Below are 24,985 nucleotides of genomic sequence, written 5' to 3' on the forward strand. Positions count from 1 at the left end.
CAGAGAACTCCCGGACCAAAAAGGAAGCGACCCCGGACCCAAACCGAGGCCGCTTCCCCACGCCCATTGACAAAAGAAACTACATATTAGTTGGGGACGTGCGGGAGGCGCGGAACGTGACGGAGACACAGAACGGCCCGGGAGAAGCGGAACGGCCCGGGAGAAGCGGAACGGCCCGGCAGTTGGAAGCAACTGCCGGGCCGTCCGCTTGAGCCAGTAAGAGACTAGGCGTAGGCATTCACCAAACGGACTGCGCCGCCGTCGACGCCCTTGGCGCCTTGGACGTAATCCGGGCCGGTCTTGTCGATCGAGTCGGAGTCGGCTGCAACCGTACCCATGACCCACGACGGCAGCCCGCGCTCGTTGAGGCGGGCCACGGCTGCGTCTGCGGCTTCGGCGGAAACGATGGCCACCATGCCCACGCCGAGGTTCAGCGTGCGCTCCAGGTCGGCCAGCGGGACGTTGCCCAGCTCGGAAACCAGCTTGAAGATCGCGGGCAGTTCCCAGGTGTTGCGGTCAACCGTGGCAACGAGGCCCTGCGGGAGGACGCGTGCCAGGTTGGCGGCGAGGCCACCACCGGTGACGTGGCTGAAGCCGTGAACAGCCGCCCCGGCGGAAACCGGGAACGTGCGGGCCAGGTCCAGGCAGTCGGCGGCGTAGACGCGGGTCGGCTCCAGGAGTTCCTCACCCAGCGTGCGGCCGAGTTCGGAAACCTGGCGGTCCAGTGCCCAACCGGCGTGGTTGATGACGCGGCGGACCAGCGAGTAGCCGTTGGAGTGCAGGCCGGAAGAGGCCATGCCGATCACGACGTCGCCTGCACGGACGCGGTCCGGTCCGAGCAATGCGTCAGCCTCGACCACACCTGTCGCAGCGCCTGCGACGTCGTACTCGTGCTCACCCAGCAGGCCGGGGTGCTCCGCGGTTTCGCCACCCACCAGGGCGGTTCCGGCAACGGAGCAGGCGGAGGCGATGCCACGGACGATGTCCGCGATGCGCTCCGGAACAACCTTGCCGCAAGCGATGTAGTCCGTCATGTAGAGGGGCTCTGCGCCAACCACCACGATGTCGTCCACAACCATGCCCACCAGGTCGAAACCAATGGTGTCGTGGATGTCCATGGCCTGGGCGATGGCAACCTTGGTGCCCACGCCGTCGGTGGACGTGGCGAGGAGCGGCTTCTTGTAGGTGAGCAGCTTGGAGACGTCGTACAGGCCTGCGAAACCGCCGACGCCGCCAATCACCGAGCTGTTGTGCGTCGCCTTGACGGCGTCCTTCATGAGCTCGACTGCGCGGTCGCCCGCTTCGACGTCAACACCCGCGGAGGCGTAGGTGATACCGGAGTTGTTCTCAGCGGCGGGGGATGCGGAGGTCATACAGACTCTTTCTTTTCGGCGTCGGTCAAACGATCAGCGTCGGTCAGGAGGTTCTCGAATTCGGCGTCCGGTCCGGGATCGCATCCCGTGGCTCCGGGCTTCTCGGCCGGATCCTCGGAGTCTTCAGGCGAGTCGGCGGGCGCGGGGGCCAGTCCACCGAGGTCCGTGCGCTCAAGCAGGTTCTTGCCCAGCTTGTCCGCGTGCGGCAGTTCGATGGGGTACTTGCCGGTGAAGCAGGCGGTGCAGAGGCGTTCGCGCGGCTGTTGTGTTGCCCCGATCATGCCGTCCTCGGAGATGTACGCCAGCGAGTCGGCGCCGATGGCCTGCGAGATTTCCTCGATGGTTGCCCCGTTGGCGATGAGTTCCGCGCGGGAGGCGAAGTCGATGCCGTAGAAGCAGGGCCACTGGACCGGCGGCGAGGAGATCTTGACGTGGACTTCCTTCGCACCGGCTTCCCGGAGCATCCGGACGATGGCGCGCTGGGTGTTGCCGCGGACGATCGAGTCATCCACCACCACAATGCGCTTGCCGCGGATGACGGACTCCAGGGCGTTGAGCTTGAGGCGGATGCCGAGCTGACGCAGGGTCTGGGACGGCTGGATGAACGTGCGGCCCACGTAGGCGTTCTTGACGAAGCCGTGTGCGAACGGGATGCCGGACTGTTCGGCGTAGCCAACAGCTGCGGGGGTGCCGGACTCGGGGACCGGGATGACGAGGTCAGCCTCGTGCGTGTTTTCGCGGGCCAACTGGCGGCCCATTTCGACGCGGGACTCGTACACGGAGCGGCCTGCGATGGCAGCGTCCGGACGGGCCAGGTAGACGTATTCGAAGACGCAGCCGGCCGGAGTGGCATCGGCGAAGCGCTGGGAGCGGACGCCTTCCTCATCGATCGCGATGAATTCGCCGGGCTCGATTTCGCGGATGAAGCTGGCGCCAACGGTGGCAAGGCCGGCCTGCTCGGAGGCAACCACCCAGCCGCGGTCAAGGCGGCCGAGGCAGAGCGGGCGGATGCCGTAAGTATCGCGGGCTGCGTAGAGGGTTCCTTCATCCATGAAGACGAAGCAGAAACCACCCTTGATCTTGGGGAGCAGCTCCAGTGCGGTCTGCTCCAGGGTCTTGCCCTCTTCGCCCTCAAGGAGCGCGGTCACCAACGCGGTGTCCGAGGTGTTGCCCTGCTTCATTTCACCGGTGAGCTGGCCGTTGTTGCGCTGGAGGATCATCTCGCGAAGCTCAGCGGTGTTGGTCAGGTTGCCGTTGTGGGCCAGGGCCACCGTGCCTGTAGCGGTGGCGCCCAGGGTGGGCTGTGCGTTGGCCCAGTGGCTTGCACCGGTGGTGGAGTACCGGCAGTGGCCAACGGCCAGGTGCCCGGTGAGGGTGTTGAGGGTGGTCTCGTCAAAGACCTGGGACACAAGGCCCATGTCCTTGTAGACGTTGATGCGCTTGCCGTCACTGGTAGCGATACCAGCCGATTCTTGTCCGCGGTGCTGCAGCGCATACAGCCCGTAATAGGTGAGTTTTGCTACTTCTTCACCGGGAGCCCAAACCCCGAAGACGCCACAAGCGTCCTGGGGGCCCTTTTCGCCGGGAAGAAGATCATGAGAAAGTTTTCCGTCGCCACGTGCCACTGGTCGATTGTCTCATGTTGTGGCCGTGGTAAGTTCCCGCTCCGGTTTTGTGACCCTTGAACGGGCGCGAAACGCCGTCGACACGCCCAAAATGCGGTGCGTCTCACATCGGCTCCCCACCACAACCGGTGCGGAACCCGCGAAAGTCAGCGTCCGCCGTCGTGCTCTGGACCCTCGTCCGGTACCGAATCCGGCACGGCTTCCACCACTGCCCGGCGCGAGCGCCTGACGCTCACGCGGTCCAGAACCAGGGCCAGGATGGAGAAGAGGATGACGCCGCCGGCAGCGCAGGCCACCAGGAAGAATCCGAAGACGGTGCTGGCGTCGAACTCGGGATCGGCGGGGCGGCCGTACGCGATGATGGCCGCAACGATTGCGCCGACGATGGCTCCGAGGATCATGAACGGAACGAACTTTGGTGCGCGTCGCACGGTGATGTCGCGGCGTGCGGGCGGTTCGTTACGGTTTTGATCGCCAAGGGCGGGTGTCGGTGTTTCCTCTGGAGCCATGCCTTCCAGCCTACCGTTCCGGCTTTGGGTACAAGAACGCCCTCCGGCGCAGGCCGGAGGGCTTCATGGCGGCAGACTTGGTCAGCTGCCGCGGTATGTGGAGAACGCGAATGGGCTCAGGAGGAGGGGCACGTGATAGTGCTCGCCGGCGTCGGAGACCGTGAAGTTCAGGTCCACTTCCGGGAAGAAGGTCTCGGTGCCGAGGCCCTCGTAGTAGGCGCCGGTGGCGAAGTTGAGGCGGTAGGCGCCGCCCGGAATCCGCTCGGGTCCGAGGTTCTTGATGCGGCCGTCGGCGTCGGTTTCGCCCTTGCCGACGACCGTCCAGTCCTCGCCTTCGCGGACGTAGAGTACGACGGCGACACCCGCCGCCGGGCGGCCGGAACCGGTGTCGAGGATGTGGGTGGTGACTTGTGAAACGCTCATGCGTTGGCTCCTTCGCCGACTCCTTCGCTGACCAGTCCTGAGAGGCGCAGCAGTGCGATCTCCCTGAGCTGTTCAGCCACGATCGTGTCTTCTTGTTCGGGTGTGTGGGTGAGGCGCTCCTGGAGGGTCGCCAGGATTTCCTGTGCGCTGCGTCCGGCTGCGCGGATCAGGAAGACGCGGCCGAACTTCTCTTCGTAGGCGCGGTTGCCGTCGGCGAGTGCCGTTGTGACCTCGTTGTCGCCCGGGTCCACGCCGGCCTGCTCCGAACGCGACATGGCAGCTTCGGTGGTCTGGGCCTTGGGCCGTTCGCCGATCCGGGGGTGGTGGGCGAGGGCTGACTCTACCTCTTCGGGGCTGAACGGCTCGGCGGCGTTGTTGGCCTTTTTGAGCAATCCGTCGACGCTTGCGAACGGGCGGGCATCAACGATTGTCTCCACCCAGCGGCTGATGTCCAGGCAAGGGGTCAGGACCTTGATGGCCTCGTCGCGGTCAACACTGTTGAATACTGCAAGCTCCATGCTTGTTTCATCCTCGTGCAAATGCTGGCATCCATGGTGTGGGCTATGCGGAACCCCGGCTGGTGGCTGGAGGAAGCGTTGCTCCTTGCTTCCGCATCATGGAACTGTTATTTCAGCATACGTAATAAGTGAAGCCGAGTGGCTGGCCCGGTGTCAAGAGACTACCTCGTGCTGACGCCGTGTCCGGGTGGTGAGGTACAAGCGGTGGGCCGTAATGACCAGTGACAACCAGGCGACGCCCAGGGCCCAAGCCGCCAAAACATCCGTGAGCCAGTGGTGGCCAAGATAGACGCGGCTCAGGCCCATGGTGAGGGCAAAGACTGTTGCCAGGGCGATGGTGATGAACCTTCCCTTGGCGGTTTTGACGCGAAGGATGATCAGGTAGGCCACGATGCCCGCGATGACGATCGAGTTCAGGGAATGGCCGCTGGGGAAGGACGCCGAGTGCTCGAACGGGGGAATGGCGTCGCTGAGGTCCGGGCGGGTGCGGCCAAAGAGGGGCTTGCCCAGGACAGTCATGAGGAGCGATCCCAGCCCGGCGGCGAGCATCAGGATCACCGGGGTCCAGGATCTCCTCTTGACGGCCAGGAAAATCATGATCCCCACGGCAATGATGGGCATGCCCACCGTGCCGCCAATGTTTGTGTAGGCCGTGGTGATGGTGTCCAGGGCCGGGGATCTCACGGACTTGGCCGCTTCCAGCACTGGGTGGTCCAGGCCGGCGACCCCGTCTGCTTCGATGACCGATTCGTAGACCTCGCCGAACGTCCAGGCCAGGGCCACCGCCACTGCCAGTCCAACAGCCAGGGTGATGACCAGCGCTGCGTAGGGGCCAAGGAACTTGGTGATTCGCTGGGCCCCGGCGGCCAAGAGCCGTCCTGCCGGCGACTTCCACCGAGTGAGATCCTGGCCGGCAACGTACCGGTCCTGCTGCACTTCGCCGCGGACGCCCTGCTCCGGCGACTCTTTACCTTCAGTCGTCACTCTCGTCCCCTTGTTCGCAACGGCTTCAACAATGGTGAGTAACCTTAGCAGTTGCGCCTTGGAGCTTGCGTTGTGAGGCCCGCTCTGCGCCCTCTGAGCGCGTTTTGGCACGCAGAGCGGGCCGCGCAAACGTCTTGTGCGGCAGAATGACCTCAACCCCGTTGAAGGAGTGTTCCCATGCCAGACATCCTGACCTCCAGATTCCTGTTCGGCCCCGGCCCGAGCAACTGTTACCCCGAAGCCATGGCCGCACTGTCATGGCCTGTGTTGGGCCACTTGGACCCGGTGTTTATTGAGCGGCTTGATCGCGTGTGCGACGGTCTTCGAACGGTATGGGGTACCGAAAACGCTCGGACCCTTCCCCTGAGTGCCACCGGCTCCGGCGGCATGGAAGCCGCTTTCGTGAATACGGTGGCCGAGGGCGATGTGGCGGTCATCGCCGTCAACGGCCTCTTCGGGGCACGGATGTGCGAGGTTGCCCGGCGCTGCGGTGCAACGGTGGTGCGGGTGGACCACGCGTGGGGCCAGCCCGTGGACGCGGACCGGGTGCTGTCCGCGCACCCCAACCCCAAGGTGATCGCGGCCGTCCACGCGGAGACGTCTGTGGGCGTCCTCTCCGACATCGCCGCCCTCGGCGCAGGCAAAGGTGATGCGCTGCTGATCACCGATGCCGTGACGTCCATCGGCGGACTCGAACTCCTGGCAGACAACTGGGGGATCGACGTCGGATACGCCGGTACCCAGAAGTGCCTCGGCGTGCCGCCCGGGCTTTCACCCTTCACGGTGTCGGATTGGGCGTTCGAGCGCCGCGTCAAGGACCCTCGCTCTTGGTACCTCGATATTGGGCTTCTTGGCGGTTACGTGGGCGCCGCTTCGGGCGCACGCACGTACCACCACACGGCGCCGGTCACGATGATCGCTGGCCTTGAGGCTGCGTTGGGCCGCATCCTCGCCGAGGGACTGGATGCCGTCCAGGCCCGGCACCGCGCCGCCGGCGCTGCCCTGCAGGACGGCTTGCAGGAGATGGGCCTTGAACTGTTCGCGGCCGAAGGTGCCCGCTTGCCGAGCCTCACCACGGTGAAAGTGCCCGACGGCGTCAACTCACCTGCCGTCCGCGCGTACCTTTTGGAGCACTTCAGCATGGAGATCGGTTCCGGCGTGGGTGAGTTCGCGGACACCGTGTGGCGCATCGGCATGATGGGCCCGAATGCCAACAGTGCGTCGGTGACCCTGGTGCTGGGCGCGTTGAAAGAGGCGATCGCCAAGGCATAGGTGAGAGAGCGTTCCCGGGAAGGTGCGTTTAAGTGAGAGAGCGTCGGAAACCCCGGACGCTCTCTCAGGACACGCCGGCTTGAGGCGGATGCTCTCTCACCGTCACGTGTCGCGGGTGAGGGTCCAGATGTTGGTGCCGTCCTGGCGTTCGAACGTCACGGTGGTCACCAAAGCTTCGATGAGGGCGAGCCCACGTCCGGACTCGGCGTCGGAATCCGGCATGGATGCCTGCATATCGTCGGCGAACGGTTCGCGCGCATGGTGAGCACTCACGCGGGCCACGAGCCGGGAGGGCCAGACCCCAATCTCCACGTCGATCTCAACGGGCTCCTCGGCGACGGGTTCGGCGTGCTGGACGATGTTCGCCGCAGCTTCGATGACCGCCGTCGCGAACGTCATCCTGTCCATGTCAGGCACAAAGGAGGCGTCGTCCCAGAGGGCATCGAGTTCGTTGTGGATTGCCTCGATGGCTTCGTCGTTGGACAGGCCGTGATATCCCCGCCGGGCGATGACGTCAGTCATCGCCAAACGCCGCCTCTGCCGTGGGGTAGGCCGTGAGGACCCTGTCCATGTTGGTCAGCTCCAGCACCATCTTCACCTGTGGCTGGACCCCGGCGATGCGGAGATCGCCGCCGGCCTGGCGGGCGGCCTTCAGGCAACCGATGAGGGCGCCGAGGCCCGACGAATCCATGAAGTCGGTCTCGGCGAGGTTAACCACCACGCGGCTGGAACCACCGGCCACGACTTCGTTGACCACTTCGCGAAGCTTGGGCGCCGCCACCATGTTGAGGCGGCCCACGCCCTTCACTTCCGCGTAGTTGTCCTTGACCTCATAGCTGAACTGCATCGCCATTCCTCTCCTCGAGAACTTCAGGCACGAAGCCCTTGTACAAAACTGCCTTGACCAGCACGCTCAGGACCACAAGGTCGAACGCCACCCAGAAAACGTTGACAAGCGTGCCGAGTGGTTCCGCAAGGCCTGTCAGCAGGCGGGCAACGCCTACCACCAAGGCGATGGCCAGCAGGACGGCCACTATGATCTGCGGACGGATGAGGCTCCAACTCGGTCCGCCGCTCTGGCGGGCTTTGGGGGTGACCGCAAACCCGAGGGGACGGCCGAACCAAACGTTGCGTGCCGCCGTCGTGCATGACTTGATCCAGGTGGGGAACAGCGCGAGGCTGTACTGCTGCCCGCGCCAGGTGGGGATTCCATGGCCGGCCACGAGGAACAGCAGTTGGTTCACCACCATGAACGGGATGAAGCGGATGAAAAAGTCGAAGCTCAGGCTGCTCACCGGGAGTATGCCCAGGATCAGGTAGATGATCGGAGCGGCGAAGTACACCACTGCCGCGAAACCGCTCAGATACGTCCACATGGTGGAGAAGTACATGAGCCGTTGGCCCCACGAGAGGCCGCGCTGCACCAGCGGGTTCTCACGCAGGAGGACTTGCATGGTGCCCTGGGCCCAGCGGAGGCGTTGGGTGAGCATGGTCTTGAGGTCCTCGGGCGCCAGGCCATTCGCGAGGATTTCGTGGTGGTAGACGCTCTTCCAGCCGAGCCCGTGCAGGCGCATCGCCGTCGCCATGTCCTCGGTGACGGATATGGTGGCCAGCGGCATGACGGGTTGGGCTTCGTCGGTGCGTTCCACGGAGATGGCGTCCAGGACCGCGTGGACGGATTCGAGCGCACCCAGCGGGGACCAGTCGCGTCCGGACATACGGTCGACGGCGTCGCTCGCCACGGTGGTCACGCCGCCTTCGCCGACGTGGGCGAGTTCCATCGCGGCGATTTCTTCGAGGTCGGCCTGCAGCGCAGAAAAGTCGGCAGCGACGAGCGTGCGAACGGCTTCATCCACCTTGCGACGGACGCGGTACGTGATCTCGCTGAGGGAAACCCGGGCTTCGAGTTCCTGTTGGGCGGTGTTGGTGGCAGCTTCCACCTCGTTGAGCATCTGCTCCACCAACGGGTTTTCTGCTTCGGGGGAGCGGCGGGCCTTCTTGATGGCTTGCTTGGAAGCAGCCAGTGCCCGCTTGATGCTCTGCTCCGTGGCCTTCACGTAGCCCACCAAGCCCAGCTGCATGAGGGCCTCGCGGCGCAGGATGGCGTTGGACCCGCAGAAGAACGCCGCGTTCCAGCCGTCCTTGCCCTGCTGGATGGGTCCGTAGAACAGGGGAGCCTGGCTGCCCAGGGGATCGTCGGCGGGGACGTTGATGAAGTACTGCGGCGTCTGGACCAGCGCCACCCGGTCGTCGTTGAAGTAGCCCAGCGTCTTGTCCAGGATGTCCGGCTCGGGGATCTGGTCGGCGTCGAGGATCAACAAGTACTCGCCCGAGGTGAGCATAAGCGCGTTGTTCAGGTTTCCGGCTTTGGCGTGGCGGGGCATATCCGGCGTCCAGTCGGCAGTGCGCGTCACGTAACCGATGCCGTTCGCTTCGGCGAGTTCGCGCATCTCGGGCCGGTTGCCGTCGTCGAGAATCCAGGTGCTGTGCGGCCAGCGGATGGCTTTGGCCGCCAGCGCCGTGGTCATGACCAGATCGAACGGCTCGTTGTAGGTGGTGATGAAGACGTCAACCGTGGCGTCGGCGGGAGCCGGGGGCGGTGGCTTGCGGATCTTGAGGTTCCACACCGTCAGCCCGAACAGCATCACGTCGATGAGGCTGTACGTCTCGGCGATCACCAACGGAACGGCAATCCACCAAGCCTCCCAATTCAGCGAAGCCAGCCACCGCCAGGCAACGTAGTTCACGCCAAGAATGACGGTGAGGACAACGATCAAACGAGTCCAGAAACGAGTCACGATCCCCCTTTGGTGGCTTTTAGTGTCCGGTCGGCTTTCGTCGAACCACGACGGCGGTCACGTCGTCTTCCGCTGTGGCGGCCGGAGCGAGTTCCAGCAGTGCAGCGCAGGTAAGTTCGGCTGTGGGCTCGTTGCGTGCGGCCTTCTCCACGTTCCTGATGAAGTCCTCCAGCGAGTCGTGGGCATCGAGGACGCCGTCGCTGACGATCACCAGCGAGTCACCGGGTTCGAGCTGGATCTCCGCGGCAGGCCAGGTCTGGTCCTCCAGGATTCCCACCGGCGGACCCGCTGAGACCAGTCGGCGGGCGGCGCCCTGGGCCGGGATATGCAGCCCAAGTCCATGACCGGCGTCGATATAGCTGAGCAGGCCCGAAGCACTCTCCAGGCGCGCGTGGAACATGGTCACGAACGAGCCGGACTGGTCCAGGTCCGAGGCAATGGTGGCACCGGCGGAGTTGAAAGCGGCATCGATAGCGGGCGTGTCCGCGACCGAGCGCATCACCGCCCGCACGGTCGCCGCGATCAGCGCCGCGCCCATGCCCTTGCCCATGGCGTCCGCGAAGGTGAGGTGCATGCCGTCGGCGGTCTGGTACCAGTCGTAGAAGTCCCCGCCGACACTGCGCGACGGGCGGAAGGCGCCAGCGACGTCGTAATCATCCAGCCGCACCGTCTCTTGCGGCAGAAGGCTCTTTTGTACGACGGCGGCGCGCGCCAGTTCGTCGGTTTGGCGCGGGTCTTCCGTGGGCTGGGCGGGGGTGCGTGCGCGGCGGAAGAGGGCCCTGATGCGGGCCTGGAGTTCCTTGGGGCTGAAGGGTTTGGTGAGGTAGTCGTCGGCACCGGTGTCCAGGCCTGTGAGGCGGTCCAATTCGTCGGCGCGGGCGGTGAGCATCAGCACGTAGGCGTCGGAGAATTCCCTGACCCTGCGGCAGACTTCCATGCCGTCGATATCCGGGAGGTTGATGTCCAGGGTGATCAGTTCGGCGTTGGTGTTCTTTACGGCCTCGACTCCGGAGATTCCGTCAGCAGCTTCCGTGACGATGAAGTCGAGTTGCTCAAGGACAACCACGAGGAGGCCACGGATGTCCTCGTCATCTTCGACGACTACGGCATGACGCTGGGGCGAGGTTGAGACCATGGCTCCATTAACTAACGTGCAGGGGGTTTTGTCACGTTTAGTCAACCAACATGAACGCCCGCTCACAGGGAGTGAGCGGGCGTTACAAATGTTGTTCAGTTAGGTGAGAGAGCGATCTCCCGAAAGGGCCGTTTCGTGGGAGAGGGTCCGGGGGAAAGGGCGCTTTGGTGAGAGAGGGTCCTAGACGCCGAGTTCTTCGCGGAGCGCCTGGACGTGGCCTTGGGCCTTGACCTGGTACTGGGTGAGCTTGACCTTGCCTTCGCCGTCCAGGACCACCGTGGAGCGGACCAGGCCTTCGACGATTTCGCCGTTGACCAGCTTCTCGCCCCAGGCGCCGTAGGCCAGTGCCACGGAGTGGTCTTCGTCGGAGAGAAGTGGGAAGGTCAGAGCGAAGTCGCCGGTGAATCCCTTGAGGGCTTCAGGGGCGTCGGGGGAGATCCCCAGGACTTCGTAGCCCTTGCCCTGCAGGCTGGCGAGGTTGTCACGGAAGTCGCAGGCTTCGGTGGTGCAGCCGGGGGTGGCTGCCTGCGGGTAGAAGTAGACGATGACGTTGCGTCCGCGATAGTCGGACAGCGAGACCTTGTTGCCGTCGGCGTCGAGAAGCGCGAAGTCCGGTGCCTGCGTTCCGACGAGGAGTTTCTGGGTCATGGCGATCCTTTACATTCAACCGGTGTGCACCGGCGTTTGGTCATTCAAAAAAGCGGATTCGAGATGTAGAACAGCGAAGTCAGATGCTGTATTCCGCAGGTCCGCGCACAGTGGCATAAGGGCCGGGCACGAACTGGTAGCCACCACCACGGACGGTGGAGACGGTGTAACGGGCGGAGCCAAGCTTCCGCCGCACCCTTCCAACATAAACGTCGATCGAGCGAAAAGCCGCGCCCGGCAGGTCAAATGACTCCAGGAAGCGTTGCAATTCTTCACGGCTGATGGCCCGGGAGCAGTTCACCACGAGGTAGCGCAACAGCTTGTATTCCATGCCGGTAAAGGCAACGGGCTCGCCGTCGAGCAGGACTACTTCAGCGGCGAGGTCGATCGCAAGTTGGCTGCGCCGGGCCGCCAACGTTACGGGCTCGACGGCGGTGCTGTCGCCGGCTTGGGCGGTGGCCGACGCGTCCTGCAGGGCGTCCGCGAGCGATACCGAGGCTGGCCGGGAAAGGTGGTTACCGGCGTCGGCGGTTTCCTGCGGAGTGCCGCCCCAGGAAGTATCGCCGACGCCGGAGTGTTCTGCCCCGATGGCGGGCCAGATGCGGACTTCCGCCTCCGGGGCAAGTTTCATGGCCCGTGCCAGCACCAATCGTGCTGCACGTTCCCAAATTTCGGGGTCCACGGGATCGCCCTCGGCGGGGTTGACCCAAAGGGCCAAGCCGTGGGCAGTGAGTCCCGGCGTGGTGAGGCCCTGGCGCCGCGCGGCCCCCGGCGCTCCTGTGCTGGAGAGCCGGGGGAACCGTGCGGGCGGCGGACCGTAGGCATTGACTGCCATGGCGGTTGGTCCTAAACGTTACCGCGGCGGATCAGCTTGCCGCTGGGGTTCTGGAAGTCGATTTCCGAGCCCCGCAGGTACGTCTTGCGGACGACGCCGGAGAGCGGGCGTCCGTCGTAGGGGGTGATCGGATTCTTGTGCTTGAGCTTCTTGACGTCCACCACGTAGGCGTCGTCGTGGGCGAAGATCGAGAAGTCGGCGTCGTAGCCGAGGGCGAGCTGGCCCTTGTTGTGCAGGCGGGCAAGCGCAGCGGGCTTCTCCGACATCCAGGCCACAACCTGCTCCAGGGAGATGCCGCGGTGGCGTGCCTCGGTCCAGATCAGGGACAGGCCCAGCTGGAGGGAAGAGACGCCGCCCCAGGCTACAGCGAAGTCGCCGTTTTCCAGGTCCTTGAGGTCAAGGGTGGAGGGAGAGTGGTCGGAGACGATGCAGTCGATGGTGCCGTCCTGCAGGCCCTTCCAGAGCAGCTCGCGGTTGGAGGCCTCACGGATGGGCGGGCAGCACTTGTACGCAGTAGCGCCGTCCGGGATTTCCTCGGCCATGAGCGTCAGGTAGTGCGGGCACGTCTCAACGGTGAGGTTGACGCCGTCGCGCTTTGCCGAAGCGATCATGGGCAGCGCGTCGGAGGAGGAGAGGTGCAGGATATGGGCGCGGGCGCCGGTCCAGCGGGCGCGCTCGATGACCTCGGCGATGGCCTTGTTCTCCGCACCGCGGGGGCGGGAAGCGAGGAAGGTCTCGTAGTGGTCGCCGCCGGGGTGCGGGGCGCGGTCGATCGCGTGGGAGTCCTCTGCGTGGACGATCATGAGGGAGTCGAAGGACTTGAGTTCCTTCATGTCCTCTTCCATCTCGTCAGCATCCAGGTGCGGGAACTCGTCCACGCCGGAGTGGAGGAGGAAGCACTTGAAGCCGAACACGCCCTCGTCGTGCAGCGGGCGGAGGTCGCTCTTGTTGCCCGGGATGGCACCGCCCCAGAATCCGACGTCCACGAACGCCTGGTCCTTGGCCACCACGCGCTTCTGCTCCAGGCCGTCCACGCTGGTGGTGGGCGGGATGCTGTTGAGCGGCATGTCGATGATGGTGGTGACACCGCCGGCCGCGGCTGCGCGGGTGGCAGACGCGAAGCCCTCCCACTCGGTGCGGCCGGGCTCGTTGACGTGGACGTGGGTGTCCACGAGGCCGGGGATCAGGGTCTCGTCGTCGGCGAGGTGAATGACCTCTGAGCCCGTCAGGCCGTTGCCCAGGGGTTCGATGGCGACGATCACGCCGTCGCGGATGCCAACCTCGCGCGGAGCGATGCCGGCCGTGGTCAGGATGCGCTGGCCCCGGATAACGAGGTCATAGGCGCCGAATGCTTCAGACATTGAGGTACTCCTTGTTTTCGGTCCGTTCTGCCAGGTACACGCCTATGTGCTTTCCTAATTGTTCAAGCAACGGACCTGCTTCAGCGATACATTTCTGGACGTCTTTTTCCAGGTCCGTCAGTGCGTGGACCGTGTGGAATCCGGCATCCGTGAGTTGTTCCCGGCTCAGGGTACTCCGGCCGCAGACTGCGATCACGGGTACCCCGGCTTTTTGTGCTGCCCGGGAGACGCCCATGGGGGTCTTGCCGAGCAGGCTTTGCTCATCCAGGCTGCCTTCGCCGGTGATCACCAGGTCGGCGCCCTTCAGCCTCTGTTCGAGGTCAGTGAATTCAAGCACGACGTCGATACCCGGCCGCCGCTCAGCCTTCAGTGCCGCGATGGCAATGTAGCCAACACCGCCCGCCGCGCCAGCGCCCGGAGCCTTCGCTGAGTGCTTGGCTTCGATGCCCGTAGTTTGGCTCAGCACGTCCACGAAGTGGCTTGCTGCCGCGTCCAGTTCGGTGATGTCGTCCGGCGTCGCGCCTTTTTGCGGGCCGAAGATGGCTGGGGCTCCGCTGGCCCCCAAAAGCGGATTGTCGACGTCGGACGCCAACACGAACTCTGTGGCCTCGATCCGGACGTCGAAGTTGGCGAAGTCGATGCTGTCCAGGTTGGCGAGGGCGGCACCGCCGCCGGGGAGTTCGTTGCCGTCCTTGTCCAGGAACACGGCGCCGAGGCCCTGCAGGACGCCTGCCCCGGCGTCGGTGTTGGCGCTGCCGCCCACGCCAAGGATGATCTTGCGGCAACCGAGATCCAGCGCGGCGCGGATGAGTTCACCCGTGCCGATGCTGGTGGCTGCTTTCGCGGTTTCGCTCGTGGGGCCTTCCGGGAGGAGGGCCAAACCGGAAGCGGCAGCCATTTCGATCACGGCTTCCTGGCCCTTGATGGCGAAATCCGCTTTCACGGGTTCGCCGAGTGGGCCAGTGACGGTGGCGGTCCTGCGGGTGAAGCCGGAACCGATGGCGGCGTCGATGGTTCCTTCGCCGCCGTCGGCCACCGGTATGCGTGTTGTCTCGATGCCGCTGTTGCCGAAGCCCGCCAGCAGGCCTGTTGCCAAGTGCTCTGCGACGTCGGGCGCGGACAGCGAGCCCTTGAATTTGTCCGGGGCGATGACCACACGCATTCCGGTGCCTCCTTTACTGTTTCTCTTCAGCCGTTGGCGGCTGTTAGGCCTTGGCCAGGATCGCGGTGGGGGCGTCCTCGGCCGATTCGGCCAGCTCTTCGAACTCGTTCACGGCGTTGATCTCAACGCCCATGGAGATGTTGGTGATCTTTTCCAGGATCACTTCAACAACCACGGGAACCTTGAACTCGCCCATCAGTGCCTTGGCCTTGTCGAAAGCGGCAGGCAGGTCGTTCGGGTCCTCAACGCGGACGGCCTTGCAGCCCAAGCCCTCGGCAACCTTGATGTGGTCCACGCCGTAGCCGTTGGTCTCCGGGGAGTTGATGTTCTCGAAGGCCAGGGAAACGTTCTGTTCCATGTTGAAACCGCGCTGGGACTGACGGATCAGGCCCAGGTAGGAGTTGTTCACCACAACGTGGATGTAAGGCAGGTTGAACTGTGCGCCCACGGCCAGTTCCTCGATCATGAACTGGAAGTCGTAGTCACCGGACAGGGCAACAACGGTGGCATCCGGGGTTCCACGAACCACGCCGAGGGCGGCGGGAGCCGTCCAACCCAGGGGGCCGGCCTGGCCTGCGTTGATCCACTTGCGGGCACCGAACACGTGCAGCATCTGTGCGCCGGCGATCTGCGAGAGACCAATGGTGGACACGTAGGTGGTGTCGCGGCCGAAGGCCTTGTTCATCTCCTGGTACACGCGCTGCGGCTTGATGGGCACGTTGTCGAAGTTGGTCTTGCGGTGCAGGGAGCCCTTGCGCTCCTGGCACTCGGCAACCCAACCCGAGTAGTCCGGCAGGGTCTTTGCTGCCTGGCGTTCGCGAGCCAGCTCCAACAGACCGTCCAGCGCCGCCCCGGCGTCGGACGCGATGCCCAAGTCCGGAGAGAAAACGCGACCGATCTGCGTCGGCTCGATGTCGATGTGCACGAACTTACGGCCGGCCGTGTAGGTGTCCAAGCCGCCGGTGTGGCGGTTGGCCCAACGGTTGCCGATGCCGATCACGAAGTCGCTCTGCAGGAACGTCTCGTTGCCGTAGCGGTGCGAAGTCTGCAGGCCAACCATGCCGGCCATCAGCTGGTGGTCGTCCGGGATGGCGCCCCAGCCCATCAGCGTGGGGATAACCGGAACGTTCAGGATCTCGGCCAGTTCAACCAACTGAGCCGAGGCGCCGGCGTTGATGATGCCGCCACCGGCAACGATCAGCGGGTGCTGGGATGCGGTCAGCAGGTCCAGCGCCTTTTCCAGTTGCTTGCGGGAAGCCTTGGGCTTCTCGATGGGCAGGGGCTCGTAGGCATCGATGTCGAACTCGATCTCGGCCATCTGAACGTCGATGGGCAGGTCCAACAGAACCGGGCCCGGACGACCCGAACGCATCAGCTGGAAGGCCTTCTGGAAGGCGCCCGGAACCTGGCCGGGCTCCAGGATGGTCATGGCGAACTTGGTCAACGGCTTGGCGATGGACTCGATGTCCACGGCCTGGAAGTCTTCCTTGTGCAGCTTGGCAACGGGTGCCTGACCCGTGATGCAGAGCATGGGGATCGAGTCTGCTTGGGCTGCGTACAGTCCGGTGATCATGTCCGTGCCTGCGGGGCCCGACGTGCCGATGCAGATGCCGATGTTGCCATCAGCTGCGCGGCTGTAGCCGTCAGCCATGTGGCTGGCGCCTTCAACGTGGCGGGCCAGCGTGTGGCGGATGCCGCCGTGGGCACGCATTGCCGAGTAGAAGGGGTTGATCGCTGCGCCTGGCAGGCCGAAAGCCTCGGTGGCGCCTTCCTTTTCCAGGATGGCGACTGCCGCGTCAACGGTGCGCATCTTAGCCATGGTGTACTCCTTGAAATCTTGGGTTCGCCCCGCGTTGGGGGGCGGAAAAAGGGTGTGGTGAGGGAGCCGCCGTCGTTTATGTACGACGGCGGGTTCCCTAGTTTTTGGTGCTTAGAGGCTTAGTTGCGGCCGCTGAGCTGGAGGACCTGCTTGAAGAGGCCCGAGTGGTCCAGGCCGCCGTCGCCCTGGTTGACGGTTGCGGCGACGAGCTGCGCGACGACGGCGCCGAGCGGGACGGCGACGTTGGCTTCGCGGGCTGCGGAGGTGACGATGCCGAGGTCCTTGTGGTGGAGGGCGAGGCGGAAGCCGGGGTCGAAGTTGCGGTCCAGCATCTTCTGGCCCTTCTGGTCCAGGACCTTGGAGCCGGCCAGGCCGCCGCCGAGGACCTTTAGTGCTGCGTCGGTGTTGACGCCGTAGGCCTCGAGGAAGGCGATGGCCTCGCCGAGGACCTGGATGTTGACGGCGACGATGAGCTGGTTGGCTGCCTTGACGGTCTGGCCGGAGCCGGACGGGCCGACGTGGACGATGGTCTTGCCCACTGCGTTGAGGACATCCTGTGCTGCCTCGAAGTCTGCTGCGTCGCCGCCGACCATGATGGACAGGACGGCGTCGATGGCGCCCTGTTCGCCGCCGGATACCGGGGCGTCGAGGGGGCGGATGCCTGCTTCACGGGCTTCGTCGGAGAGGCGCTTGGCGACGTCCGGGCGGATGCTGGAAGCGTCGATCCACAAGGTGCCCTGCTTGGCGTTGGCGAAGACGCCGTCCTTGCCGCTGACTACACCCTCAACATCGGGGGAGTCCGGCACCATGGTGATGACGACGTCGGCGTCCTTGACTGCGTCCGCGATGCTGCTGGCGCCCTGGCCACCTTCGGAGACGAGCTTCTCGATCTTGTCCTGGCTGCGGTTGAAACCGGTGACCGTGTGGCCTGCCTTGACGAGGTTGATGGCCATGGGGAGGCCCATGATTCCGAGTCCGATGACTGCAACGTTGCTCATTGTGGTTCTCTTTCTGGGGAAGTCTGTGTGTTAACTCAGGTGTGCTTACCCAACTGGGTCGCAGTTCGCGTCGTTCTCAGCGCTCGTAGCGACCTGATCTGCGACCTAGTTGAGCTGGGTGCTTAGTTGGCGTTGGCGCGCTGGCGGATGGCCCAGCTGAATGCCGTCTCCTGCGGTTCCTTGTATTCCAAACCTATGTAGCCCTCGTAGCCGAGTTCGCGGCTGCGGGCGATCCACTCGCCGAGGGGGAGCGTGCCCGTTCCGGGTGCGCCGCGGCCAGGGTTGTCGGCGATCTGGATGTGGCCGAAGTCCTTGGCGTGGTTCTCGATGACGGATTCGACGTCGTCGCCGTTGACTGCCAGGTGGTAGAGGTCGGCGAGGAGCTTGATGTTCTGTGCACCGGATTCTGCCTTGACGCGGGCGATGACCTTGAGTGCGTCTTCGGCCGTGAGGAGCGGGTACTTGGGTGCGCCGCTCACCGGCTCGAGGAGGACAGTTCCGCCAATGCGTGCGACGCCGGCCGCTGCGGTTGCGAGGTTCTCGGCACCAATGGCGTCCTGCTTCTCGGGCGATTCGCCGTCGATGCGGTTGCCGTAGAGGGCGTTGAATGCCTTGCAGCCGAGGCGCTCTCCGATGCCGGCGACAACGTCGATGTTGTCCTGGAATTCGGTGGCGCGTGCTGGCCAGGAAACCAGGCCGCGATCGCCGCCAGGCATGTTGCCGGCGTTGAAGTTCAGGCCCGTGAGCTGAACGCCGGCGTCCTTGATGGCGGTTTCGAACTCGGTGGTTTCTTTGTCTGTGGGAACCGAACTGGCGAAGGGCCACCAGAACTCGACGGCGTCAAAACCTGCTGCCTTCGCGGCTGCGGGGCGCTCGAGCAAGGGCAGCTCCGTCAGGAGGATGGAGCAGTTCACTGTGTACGTCATCGTAGGTCCTTCCGAGGAGGTGCTTTGATCTATCTTCCCTGTGCTTCGACTTGGCCTTGGTGCCTGGCGTTTGTTTCCGCTTTGTGGAAATTAGATTCTGCTTTATGAAAAGTTTAGGGAAGGTGGGGGTGCGAGTCAAGGGGGTGGGTGGGGAGGTGGGGGTTTGGGATACCAGAGACATGTGGTGCCCAGTGCGGGTTGCTTCACTGTTGGGCTGTTCTTCGTACGAATTGTGCAAAGAGGCTTTGCACAATTACGGGTTGATGGTTCGGGGGAAGAGTGGGCCGGTGCGGTCTTCGTATACCTACTCCGCGCCAAGGTTGTCCGTAGGATTGGCCTTGTGTCACATACAACGACAGGCGGCCCGCCTCGTCCCCTGAGCGTCGGAGACATCGTCGTTGGACGGAACGATCTTCTTGGCGAATGGGTGGCCGCCCAAATCACGAGTATCGATGCTCATTGGAAAAAGGTTGGTGTCCTGGACCTGAATTGGTCAGGTCCAGAGCCATCGTCAACGGTCGACTTGGGCGTTATTGAGCCGCTCGTACTGACGCACAACTCCTGGAATGGCCGGTTGTCCTACATCAATTGCGACTGGGTGCTTCCCCGGAGTTTTCACGTCCTCGGCAGCTTGCCGCTGATTCACGAGCAACCGTCGAATAGCTACACCAGCATTTGGACAGTTGGTTATCAGCTGGCCCGGCAACGCGCTTGGGACAGGGGCGAGCGTGATTGGAACGAACCAGGGGAACTTGAAATGACCCCCGCGGACCTGGCTAATGCCCTCGCAGACGGAGCACCCGTTCAAAGTGATGTGCGCAGCCTGAAGTCAACCGGTTTGTCGGAAGTGGACTGTCTTCGGATAGTGTCCACCTTCCCCAACTTGACGAGGCTGACCATCGGCGGCAACCTCGGACAGGTCACGAACGCTGGAATGCTCAACAAACTCGGCCAGCTCCGGGACCTCTTTATCTCCAACCTGTTCGGCATGACAAAGTCCGACTGCTTGCTTCCTATCGAAATTCCCAACCTCGAGTACCTCTACCTAGACAGCGTCCCTCATGAGTACGCCTCTGCGATGCGGAGACGGTGGCGGTCTGAGGCGGCTAACGGCACAAGTGTCAGCATCACCAAGGCACGCAAGCCTGAATGGGTTCAAGAGAATCTTGAGAACCCGCTTCGTGACTGGGACGGACGCGAGCACATTAGTTCTGGTCGGTTCAAGAAAGTTGTGGCGCAATTCAAGAAGACACGAAGCGAGGTGTTCGAAGCACTCTCTGCCGAGCCAGACGAGACCACCTTGGGACGGCTGGAGGACGTTGGGCGTACTTACGCTAGCGGCTTCAACCGGCTTGACGGACGATCCCCCTTCATTGAGACAGAGGAGCGCGAGGAACTGTTCGCCGCGCTTGCCTGCGTTATGGATGAGTTCGAGTTGGAGCTGGGTCGTCCTCTTGAGGCCGAGCGGCTGGCCCTTTTGTCGGGAGTAGAAGACGCACGGGACTGGTGAGCCAAGCATTGTCTCGGATTCGCGAGGACGACGCATCAGATCGAGAGACGCCGTCCCCGATTAAGACTTGCCGACATATGCGTTGTTATCGGCCTTTTGAAGGTGCTGCGCTCCCCATTGGGAGGGGTAGTGCTCAGTTCTGCTCGGTGAGTTGGTTGTTGCCTCGTTGGGGCCAGTAACCGACAGACTGGAAGTATTCGGTTGCGTCAGCATGCTCTGTGAATTCGAGCAGGTTGCCGATCTTATGCTCCAGGACATCGCGTACCTCGGCTGGTGTAGCGAAGAAGAACTCTTTCCGGAGGTTGGACTGGTTCAGGGCACGGGCGGCGAAGTGTTTGTGGAGTTCGCTCTCAAGGGTGACTGCATCTTCGGAGAAGTACAGGGTGTGGATGTCGAATCGGAAGGGTACGGATGCACCACTGAGTTCGGCTACGCGTTGTTCCGGCTCCAGCCTGCGTGTGAGGCCGATCTTCACGACTCCTTCGCCGAAGGCTCCTCGGTTTGAGATCACGTAGATGTACCCGGCCCTGATATTGGCCGCACGGAAGTCGTTCTGCGCGATGGCCTCGTCGACTTCTCTTAGACGCTGTTCCAGTTCTTCGTCGTGTTGGCCGGAGGCGCCGAGGGCCGCAAGGGCATTGAGAAGGTGTGAACGTTCTTTGTCCAGCCGGGAGCGTTCCTCGGCGAGTTCCCTTTCGACGCGTTGTTCTTCACGTAGGCGTGCGCGCTCTTCACGTTGGGCTTCTTTTTCTTCCTGCTTCTTCATCAGCCAGTCGGCCGTAAGCTCAATCTCTTCGAGCCGGAGGTCATGGAATTCATCGCTGATGTGCATTTCCATGAGCGCGCCGAGCTTGGCGATGGCCACTCGTGACGCTTCCAGACGCCGTTTGGCGGTGATGACGTTGCCGAGTTTGAGTGACCTGATGCTGTTGTCAGCTTCGGCGTTGTATGCCCTGAGCATGAGTTTCGCCAGGTCCTCGGTCATCCGTCGGCCCTTGGCCAAGGAGTTGTCGAAGGTGAACATGTTGGACTTGATGATGGCGCCACCGGCCCGTACCAAGTCGGCGATGCGTGTTTCGATCTCACTTAGCCGGTCCCGGTAGGAGGCTGCGTTCTCGAGTGGGTGATGATAGCGGTAGATGCCGACCTCTTGAAGGACCAGTCCGTCGTTGAGTTCAACATACGACGCTGCGGCAGTCGGGGCCTGTTCAAGACGTTGCTTCAGAAGGCTGTTTTCTGCCTCGAGGAACGCGATCCTGGCTGATTCGGAAGACTGACCGCCGGACGTGGGAACGACCGGTTGGTCTTGCTGGTCGCCCGCCGCTGGTGGGGTTTGAGTTAGGTCATCCCCGTCAGTGTTGGCGGGTAGCCATAACTGCCAGCCGTCGGGTGGGGCCGGCCAGGCTGGATCGGGCGTCCAACCGGCCGGAGGGCGCCACGACAGCGGGGGCTTGGGCCACCCGGGCGGGGGATTGAAAATCATTGTTTGCTCAGCCGTCATTAGGACGTACGCACTCCGGATACATTGGCAGGAACCAGACCCAGCGGATTCTTCGAGACCGAGGCCCCAAGATGCTCCAGCGTGGCGGACGGCACGACGGCTGAAAGATCAATGTCGGCGAAGACGTCACGTGGGACGGCTACAGCCACGAACGGAATGTAGGTGTCACGGCCTGTCGCCGGGTTGATGGTATTCGTTCCCACTTCCAGTGAGATGCTCTGGATCAGTCCGCGCCGGTCGGCTTCAAAAACCTCGTGCAGTGTACGGAGCGCGACTTGGTGCACAGCGCCGGCATACCGGTCCTTTGAGTCCTTCTGAGACAATGCAACCGGCGTGATTTCATCCGATGCCTTGACGTACTTGTAAGACTTGATCGTTGGAACACTGTCCGGGCCCGGCACGAGCGTTCGCAAGGCAAGTTCAGCAGTTGCAGGATCGAACGCGGATTCGTGCTCCACCTCGAAAGCCTCGGGGTACACGGAGTTGGAGAGCACGATTCCAACGTACTCTTGCACGGCATCGACGACGCCATAACCCAAACCCGCGATCAGCTGATCCAGGGAGGCATTGTGTTCGGCGACTTCCGATTCGCGACCGGTGCACTCGGCCTCGTAGACCTTGCGCGCCTGCGCAAGTTGCTCCTGCCTTTTCGTCTCGACTGCCGCGTGACGCTCCGCAAGTTGACGACGGCGCTCGGGCAGTTGCTTCATCTCTACCTCCCAAGCACCACGGGCAGCTGCGTACTCCGCTTCAGCCTGGGCCTGCGCTTCAGCCAGCTTCTTCTTCCGGCCAAACAATCCGGTCGGGGGAGCAGGAGGCCGAAACACCGGCTCTTCGGGATCCAAGAGGACAACGGGGGGAGGCGTCGGAACCTCGAGTGACCGATCAAAGGGAGGATGCTTGGCCGTCTGCCGGAGTGATTCAAGATCCACGTAGTCGTCAACCTCGAGAGTTGCCTCCAGAAGAGAATCGACTTGGTCGTACACCGCAAAAAGCTCGGCATTCAGTTGCTCCACTTCAGCCTGCTTGGCAGCGATGTGAGCATCGGCAGCTTCCTTCTCCAAACGCTTCCGCTCAGCCTCCGAAGCGCGCTGGACCGCGGCATTTGCCCGTTGTTCCGCCTTAACGGCCTGCTCTGCCCGCCGGGCTGCTGCCGTCTGCTCACGGACCGCGGCGCGCTGTCGCTGTTCAGCCAGCCGTGCCTGATGTTGCATTTCCGCGAAGAATCCCCGACGACGCCCCATTACCAACCTTTCACTGAATTTTCGTTCACCATATCAAGGGCGTACGACGTCCTTTGCCCGAACTTCGAGAAACGACCAATAAGGGACAGAAATGGTGGTTTATGTGAATAAGAAGCAGCCTCTAGGGGTGGGTTATGAGCATGGATGTCACACAAGTGGAAGTCGTCGGTCAGTCCTGGTGGTCCGCAGCGCTTCCTGTCCTCGCGATCGTTATCTCCCTTGGCTCGCTGGGAGCAACCTTGTGGTTCAGGTTTCGAGATGATGCCAGGCTCAGGCTGCGGGCAGTTCGTGGGTACCTGTTCGGTGCCGGGCAGGACGACAAGATGTTCCTCTATCTTGAGGCCACGAACCAAGGCAGATCCGGAGCCACTGTTCTCCAGTCCCTGCGTTTAGTACTCGCAGACGGTTCTGCCCTGTCGAGTATTAATCCCACCGTTCGCGATACGCAATTCCCGACAACCCTGGCACCAGGAGAGAAGGCCCAGGTACTGATGCTGTGAGCGAGGTTTCCACCTATCTCGGTGCCTCGCTGGACAGTAAGAAGGCCGTGCACATAGAAGCCGAGACAGGACACAGGATTACGAGAATGCGGTTGAAACCCAAGGAGCTGGGAAAACTAGTTGGACGCGGTGGGACGACGTAGTCCTTCGCTCCCTGACGGTCACAAGTACTTCTAACTGTTCGAGAGGCTCGGTTATGGGAACATCCGGAACGCCGGAAGGCTGTGCACGCCGATATAAGAGATGCCCTGGATGCCGGAAACATTAATTTCTAGGCGCGTGATCATAGGCTCAGGCACCACACGCTCAGCCGCAGAGTTTGAGGGCAGCGTCGGTGACGGGGGAGAGATCGATTCTGAGGCCGGGGACGTTGGGATCTGGTGCCCAGATCGGCTCTGCTCCTAGATATCCGCCGTGGTCCTTTGCCGTGCCGTTGGCTGCGTATTTCTTGCCATCAGGCGCTTCTAATGTAGCTACCTGCAGCGTACGTCCTGACACCGTGATCCGTTCACAACGCGCGACGACGTAGGTCACTGTCAGGGGCCATTTGTCGCCAAATTTGGTGCTGACGAGCAGTCCAGGATTATTGACCAGCGCATCCGGGACATCGACTGTGGCGGGTTGTTTGGGTTCCTTCGACGCATATTCGGCACACAGACCGGTCCCGGGCGAGCCCACTGTTTCATCGGGGAAGCTCACAATGACGTATCCGGCGTTGCCACCTTTCTTATCGATTCCTCCTCCGGGTGCCCAGGTGCGGTCGACGCAGACTTCAGTTTCGTTGACCACGACGCCTGCGAAGGTCATGCCTTCCCATATGGGCGCGTCGGGCAGCTCAGCCTTTGCGGCCGCCTCAGCCTTCGTCACTCTCTCAGTGTCGGTGAGCGTGATTAGTGGGCTGGACGAGGGCGAGGGTAAAGAAGCACCCGCGGATGCCGAGGAGTTCACATCAGCCGACGCGGCACAGCCGGCGATCAGAAGAGCCACTGCAAGTGAACTGAGACATAAACCCTGAAAATTCCCCATGGCTTCACCGTATAGGCGCAGGCGCGCGCTATACGCTGGCTTTTTCAAAGATGCTTCTCCCTCGACTCCGGGGTCCGTGTGCTGGTGCCGTCGACAGTGTCCGTTCGCTGCAATCGGACACTGTTTACGTCCATGTAGAAGGGCGCATCCCGACCAGCAGCTAGAATTCAGCCAAATCACCGTTCGAACTGGGGGCACCTTCAAATGACTTATCCCTATCCCGACATGCCATCTGCGCCACAGCCTCCCAGCACTCCCAAGGCCCTGATCATCACGTTAATCGTCATTGGATCACTGGCTATCGCCTCTGCTCTTGGGGCGTTCATCTTTTTCGGCATTCAAGGTTCCGCCGCCGCAGCACAGGAATCACGAGCCAGTGCTGCGGCGTCATCCAGGGCAGCAGCAAGCCAGTCAGCCGCAGCAGAAGCCGCCAAAAGAGCGCAGGCCCAGAAGGAGGCAGCCGCGTCACTGGCCAAGGCTGAGGCTGAAAGGGCCAAAGCAGACCGGATAGCCATGGAGAAACAAGGCTGGACTTACGTTGCGGACTACCTATACTTTGCCACTCCAAATGAAGATTACCTCTGCCCATCCACTCGGTACGGGTGTACCTACATGGTCGTGACCAACAACAAGACCGGGGGATGTCCGAGAGGGATTGGCGTGCGAGCGTCATTCATCTCGGCTAATGGCGTGTCTGTGTACAACGGTGCACGCACAACAGGGGCGCTGGCACCAGGCGAACAAGCTCAGCTCGACTTCACAGACCTGTCAGGTCAGGGTGCGTCATTCCGCGTGGACTCAATGTCCTGCTACTGAAG

23 protein-coding genes and 1 pseudogene are annotated in these 24,985 nt (G+C 63.0%); 4 read left to right on the top strand and 20 right to left on the bottom strand.

Annotated elements, in window-relative coordinates; genetic code table 11:
- Nucleotides 1-224 precede the first annotated feature (224 nt).
- From purM to ACFVSJ_RS23425, 6 genes are all read right to left on the bottom strand, one after another.
- Nucleotides 225-1,373, bottom strand: coding sequence for a phosphoribosylformylglycinamidine cyclo-ligase (purM, locus tag ACFVSJ_RS23400; RefSeq protein ID WP_387439512.1), 1,149 nt, complete (start codon nt 1,371-1,373; stop codon nt 225-227).
- Nucleotides 1,370-2,998, bottom strand: coding sequence for an amidophosphoribosyltransferase (purF, locus tag ACFVSJ_RS23405; protein ID WP_387439513.1), 1,629 nt, complete (start codon nt 2,996-2,998; stop codon nt 1,370-1,372). The genes purM and purF overlap by 4 nt, the downstream gene beginning before the upstream one ends.
- Nucleotides 2,999-3,144: 146 nt before the next feature.
- Nucleotides 3,145-3,507, bottom strand: coding sequence for a hypothetical protein (locus tag ACFVSJ_RS23410; RefSeq protein WP_387439514.1), 363 nt, complete (start codon nt 3,505-3,507; stop codon nt 3,145-3,147).
- Between the two features lie 81 nt (nt 3,508-3,588).
- Nucleotides 3,589-3,930: a hydroxyisourate hydrolase gene (uraH, locus tag ACFVSJ_RS23415; RefSeq protein WP_387439515.1), complete on the bottom strand. Its 342-nt coding sequence runs from the start codon at nt 3,928-3,930 to the stop codon at nt 3,589-3,591.
- Nucleotides 3,927-4,448, bottom strand: coding sequence for a 2-oxo-4-hydroxy-4-carboxy-5-ureidoimidazoline decarboxylase (gene uraD, locus ACFVSJ_RS23420; protein WP_387439516.1), 522 nt, complete (start codon nt 4,446-4,448; stop codon nt 3,927-3,929). Before uraD ends, uraH begins: the two co-directional genes overlap by 4 nt.
- 153 nt (nt 4,449-4,601) lie before the next feature.
- The gene (locus tag ACFVSJ_RS23425; RefSeq protein ID WP_387439517.1) at nt 4,602-5,432 is read right to left on the bottom strand and encodes a phosphatase PAP2 family protein; all 831 of its coding nucleotides are present in this window, start codon (nt 5,430-5,432) and stop codon (nt 4,602-4,604) included.
- A 177-nt stretch (nt 5,433-5,609) separates the two neighbouring features.
- Here ACFVSJ_RS23425 and ACFVSJ_RS23430 point away from each other — a divergent pair, with 177 nt between their 5' ends.
- Entirely contained in the window at nt 5,610-6,704 is a 1,095-nt protein-coding gene (locus ACFVSJ_RS23430) for a pyridoxal-phosphate-dependent aminotransferase family protein (RefSeq protein ID WP_387439518.1), read from the top strand.
- Between the two features lie 102 nt (nt 6,705-6,806).
- Here the strand turns inward: ACFVSJ_RS23430 and ACFVSJ_RS23435 are convergent, their stop codons facing one another.
- The 11 genes and pseudogenes from ACFVSJ_RS23435 to ACFVSJ_RS23485 all read right to left on the bottom strand — a co-directional run bounded on the left by ACFVSJ_RS23435 (nt 6,807) and on the right by ACFVSJ_RS23485 (nt 18,386).
- Nucleotides 6,807-7,226 (bottom strand): ATP-binding protein, encoded by a 420-nt coding sequence (locus ACFVSJ_RS23435; RefSeq protein ID WP_387439519.1) that lies wholly within the window; start codon nt 7,224-7,226, stop codon nt 6,807-6,809.
- Entirely contained in the window at nt 7,219-7,551 is a 333-nt protein-coding gene (locus ACFVSJ_RS23440; protein WP_387439554.1) for an STAS domain-containing protein, read from the bottom strand. The genes ACFVSJ_RS23435 and ACFVSJ_RS23440 overlap by 8 nt, the downstream gene beginning before the upstream one ends.
- Nucleotides 7,535-9,502: a glycosyltransferase family 2 protein gene (locus ACFVSJ_RS23445; RefSeq protein ID WP_387439520.1), complete on the bottom strand. Its 1,968-nt coding sequence runs from the start codon at nt 9,500-9,502 to the stop codon at nt 7,535-7,537. Before ACFVSJ_RS23445 ends, ACFVSJ_RS23440 begins: the two co-directional genes overlap by 17 nt.
- A gap of 19 nt (nt 9,503-9,521) precedes the next feature.
- The gene (locus ACFVSJ_RS23450) at nt 9,522-10,637 is read right to left on the bottom strand and encodes a PP2C family protein-serine/threonine phosphatase (protein WP_387439521.1); all 1,116 of its coding nucleotides are present in this window, start codon (nt 10,635-10,637) and stop codon (nt 9,522-9,524) included.
- 180 nt (nt 10,638-10,817) lie between these two features.
- Nucleotides 10,818-11,285: a thioredoxin-dependent thiol peroxidase gene (gene bcp, locus ACFVSJ_RS23455; RefSeq protein WP_387439522.1), complete on the bottom strand. Its 468-nt coding sequence runs from the start codon at nt 11,283-11,285 to the stop codon at nt 10,818-10,820.
- A 79-nt stretch (nt 11,286-11,364) separates the two neighbouring features.
- Nucleotides 11,365-12,120 (bottom strand): winged helix-turn-helix domain-containing protein, encoded by a 756-nt coding sequence (locus ACFVSJ_RS23460; protein ID WP_387439523.1) that lies wholly within the window; start codon nt 12,118-12,120, stop codon nt 11,365-11,367.
- Between the two features lie 11 nt (nt 12,121-12,131).
- Nucleotides 12,132-13,481 (bottom strand): allantoinase AllB, encoded by a 1,350-nt coding sequence (gene allB, locus ACFVSJ_RS23465; RefSeq protein WP_387439524.1) that lies wholly within the window; start codon nt 13,479-13,481, stop codon nt 12,132-12,134.
- Nucleotides 13,474-14,643 carry a glycerate kinase gene (locus tag ACFVSJ_RS23470; RefSeq protein WP_387439525.1) on the bottom strand — a complete coding sequence of 390 codons (1,170 nt, stop codon included), beginning with the start codon at nt 14,641-14,643 and terminating at the stop codon, nt 13,474-13,476. Before ACFVSJ_RS23470 ends, allB begins: the two co-directional genes overlap by 8 nt.
- Before the next feature lie 43 nt (nt 14,644-14,686).
- On the bottom strand, nt 14,687-16,462 hold the full coding sequence (gene gcl, locus ACFVSJ_RS23475) for a glyoxylate carboligase (protein WP_387439526.1): 1,776 nt from the start codon (nt 16,460-16,462) through the stop codon (nt 14,687-14,689).
- Nucleotides 16,463-16,581: 119 nt separating this feature from the next.
- A pseudogene (locus ACFVSJ_RS23480) lies at nt 16,582-17,469 on the bottom strand (2-hydroxy-3-oxopropionate reductase); the annotation flags it as partial.
- 113 nt (nt 17,470-17,582) lie between these two features.
- Nucleotides 17,583-18,386, bottom strand: a complete 804-nt coding sequence (locus ACFVSJ_RS23485; RefSeq protein WP_387439527.1) for a hydroxypyruvate isomerase family protein — start codon at nt 18,384-18,386, stop codon at nt 17,583-17,585.
- Nucleotides 18,387-18,726: 340 nt separating this feature from the next.
- Here ACFVSJ_RS23485 and ACFVSJ_RS23490 point away from each other — a divergent pair, with 340 nt between their 5' ends.
- On the top strand, nt 18,727-19,896 hold the full coding sequence (locus ACFVSJ_RS23490; RefSeq protein ID WP_387439528.1) for a hypothetical protein: 1,170 nt from the start codon (nt 18,727-18,729) through the stop codon (nt 19,894-19,896).
- 133 nt (nt 19,897-20,029) lie between these two features.
- Here ACFVSJ_RS23490 and ACFVSJ_RS23495 read toward each other — a convergent pair whose 3' ends face one another.
- Both ACFVSJ_RS23495 and ACFVSJ_RS23500 read right to left on the bottom strand, forming a co-directional pair.
- Entirely contained in the window at nt 20,030-21,379 is a 1,350-nt protein-coding gene (locus tag ACFVSJ_RS23495; protein ID WP_387439529.1) for a DUF4041 domain-containing protein, read from the bottom strand.
- Between the two features lie 17 nt (nt 21,380-21,396).
- Nucleotides 21,397-22,611 carry a hypothetical protein gene (locus ACFVSJ_RS23500; protein WP_387439530.1) on the bottom strand — a complete coding sequence of 405 codons (1,215 nt, stop codon included), beginning with the start codon at nt 22,609-22,611 and terminating at the stop codon, nt 21,397-21,399.
- Nucleotides 22,612-22,775: 164 nt separating this feature from the next.
- Here ACFVSJ_RS23500 and ACFVSJ_RS23505 point away from each other — a divergent pair, with 164 nt between their 5' ends.
- The gene (locus tag ACFVSJ_RS23505) at nt 22,776-23,141 is read left to right on the top strand and encodes a hypothetical protein (protein WP_387439531.1); all 366 of its coding nucleotides are present in this window, start codon (nt 22,776-22,778) and stop codon (nt 23,139-23,141) included.
- Nucleotides 23,142-23,447: 306 nt separating this feature from the next.
- Here ACFVSJ_RS23505 and ACFVSJ_RS23510 read toward each other — a convergent pair whose 3' ends face one another.
- A complete protein-coding gene (locus tag ACFVSJ_RS23510) occupies nt 23,448-24,008 on the bottom strand; it encodes a DUF2511 domain-containing protein (RefSeq protein WP_387439532.1) in 561 nt (186 codons plus the stop codon).
- Between the two features lie 363 nt (nt 24,009-24,371).
- On the opposite strand from ACFVSJ_RS23510, the gene ACFVSJ_RS23515 reads away from it, so the two are divergent.
- Nucleotides 24,372-24,983: a hypothetical protein gene (locus ACFVSJ_RS23515; protein ID WP_387439533.1), complete on the top strand. Its 612-nt coding sequence runs from the start codon at nt 24,372-24,374 to the stop codon at nt 24,981-24,983.
- Nucleotides 24,984-24,985 lie beyond the last annotated feature (2 nt).

Origin of the sequence: Paenarthrobacter sp. NPDC058040 (assembly GCF_042885775.1) — a bacterium.
In the GTDB taxonomy this organism is placed as follows: Bacteria; Actinomycetota; Actinomycetes; order Actinomycetales; family Micrococcaceae; genus Arthrobacter.

Coding starts and splice junctions, on each gene's coding strand:
- purM (WP_387439512.1), bottom strand. CDS start 1,373: ATGACCTCCGCATCCCCCGCCGCTGAGAACAACTCCGGTATCACCTAC.
- ACFVSJ_RS23410 (WP_387439514.1), bottom strand. CDS start 3,507: ATGGCTCCAGAGGAAACACCGACACCCGCCCTTGGCGATCAAAACCGT.
- uraH (WP_387439515.1), bottom strand. CDS start 3,930: ATGAGCGTTTCACAAGTCACCACCCACATCCTCGACACCGGTTCCGGC.
- uraD (WP_387439516.1), bottom strand. CDS start 4,448: ATGGAGCTTGCAGTATTCAACAGTGTTGACCGCGACGAGGCCATCAAG.
- ACFVSJ_RS23430 (WP_387439518.1), top strand. CDS start 5,610: ATGCCAGACATCCTGACCTCCAGATTCCTGTTCGGCCCCGGCCCGAGC.
- ACFVSJ_RS23435 (WP_387439519.1), bottom strand. CDS start 7,226: ATGACTGACGTCATCGCCCGGCGGGGATATCACGGCCTGTCCAACGAC.
- ACFVSJ_RS23440 (WP_387439554.1), bottom strand. CDS start 7,551: ATGCAGTTCAGCTATGAGGTCAAGGACAACTACGCGGAAGTGAAGGGC.
- ACFVSJ_RS23450 (WP_387439521.1), bottom strand. CDS start 10,637: ATGGTCTCAACCTCGCCCCAGCGTCATGCCGTAGTCGTCGAAGATGAC.
- bcp (WP_387439522.1), bottom strand. CDS start 11,285: ATGACCCAGAAACTCCTCGTCGGAACGCAGGCACCGGACTTCGCGCTT.
- ACFVSJ_RS23460 (WP_387439523.1), bottom strand. CDS start 12,120: ATGGCAGTCAATGCCTACGGTCCGCCGCCCGCACGGTTCCCCCGGCTC.
- allB (WP_387439524.1), bottom strand. CDS start 13,481: ATGTCTGAAGCATTCGGCGCCTATGACCTCGTTATCCGGGGCCAGCGC.
- ACFVSJ_RS23470 (WP_387439525.1), bottom strand. CDS start 14,643: ATGCGTGTGGTCATCGCCCCGGACAAATTCAAGGGCTCGCTGTCCGCG.
- gcl (WP_387439526.1), bottom strand. CDS start 16,462: ATGGCTAAGATGCGCACCGTTGACGCGGCAGTCGCCATCCTGGAAAAG.
- ACFVSJ_RS23485 (WP_387439527.1), bottom strand. CDS start 18,386: ATGACGTACACAGTGAACTGCTCCATCCTCCTGACGGAGCTGCCCTTG.
- ACFVSJ_RS23495 (WP_387439529.1), bottom strand. CDS start 21,379: ATGATTTTCAATCCCCCGCCCGGGTGGCCCAAGCCCCCGCTGTCGTGG.
- ACFVSJ_RS23500 (WP_387439530.1), bottom strand. CDS start 22,611: ATGCAACATCAGGCACGGCTGGCTGAACAGCGACAGCGCGCCGCGGTC.
- ACFVSJ_RS23505 (WP_387439531.1), top strand. CDS start 22,776: ATGAGCATGGATGTCACACAAGTGGAAGTCGTCGGTCAGTCCTGGTGG.
- ACFVSJ_RS23515 (WP_387439533.1), top strand. CDS start 24,372: ATGACTTATCCCTATCCCGACATGCCATCTGCGCCACAGCCTCCCAGC.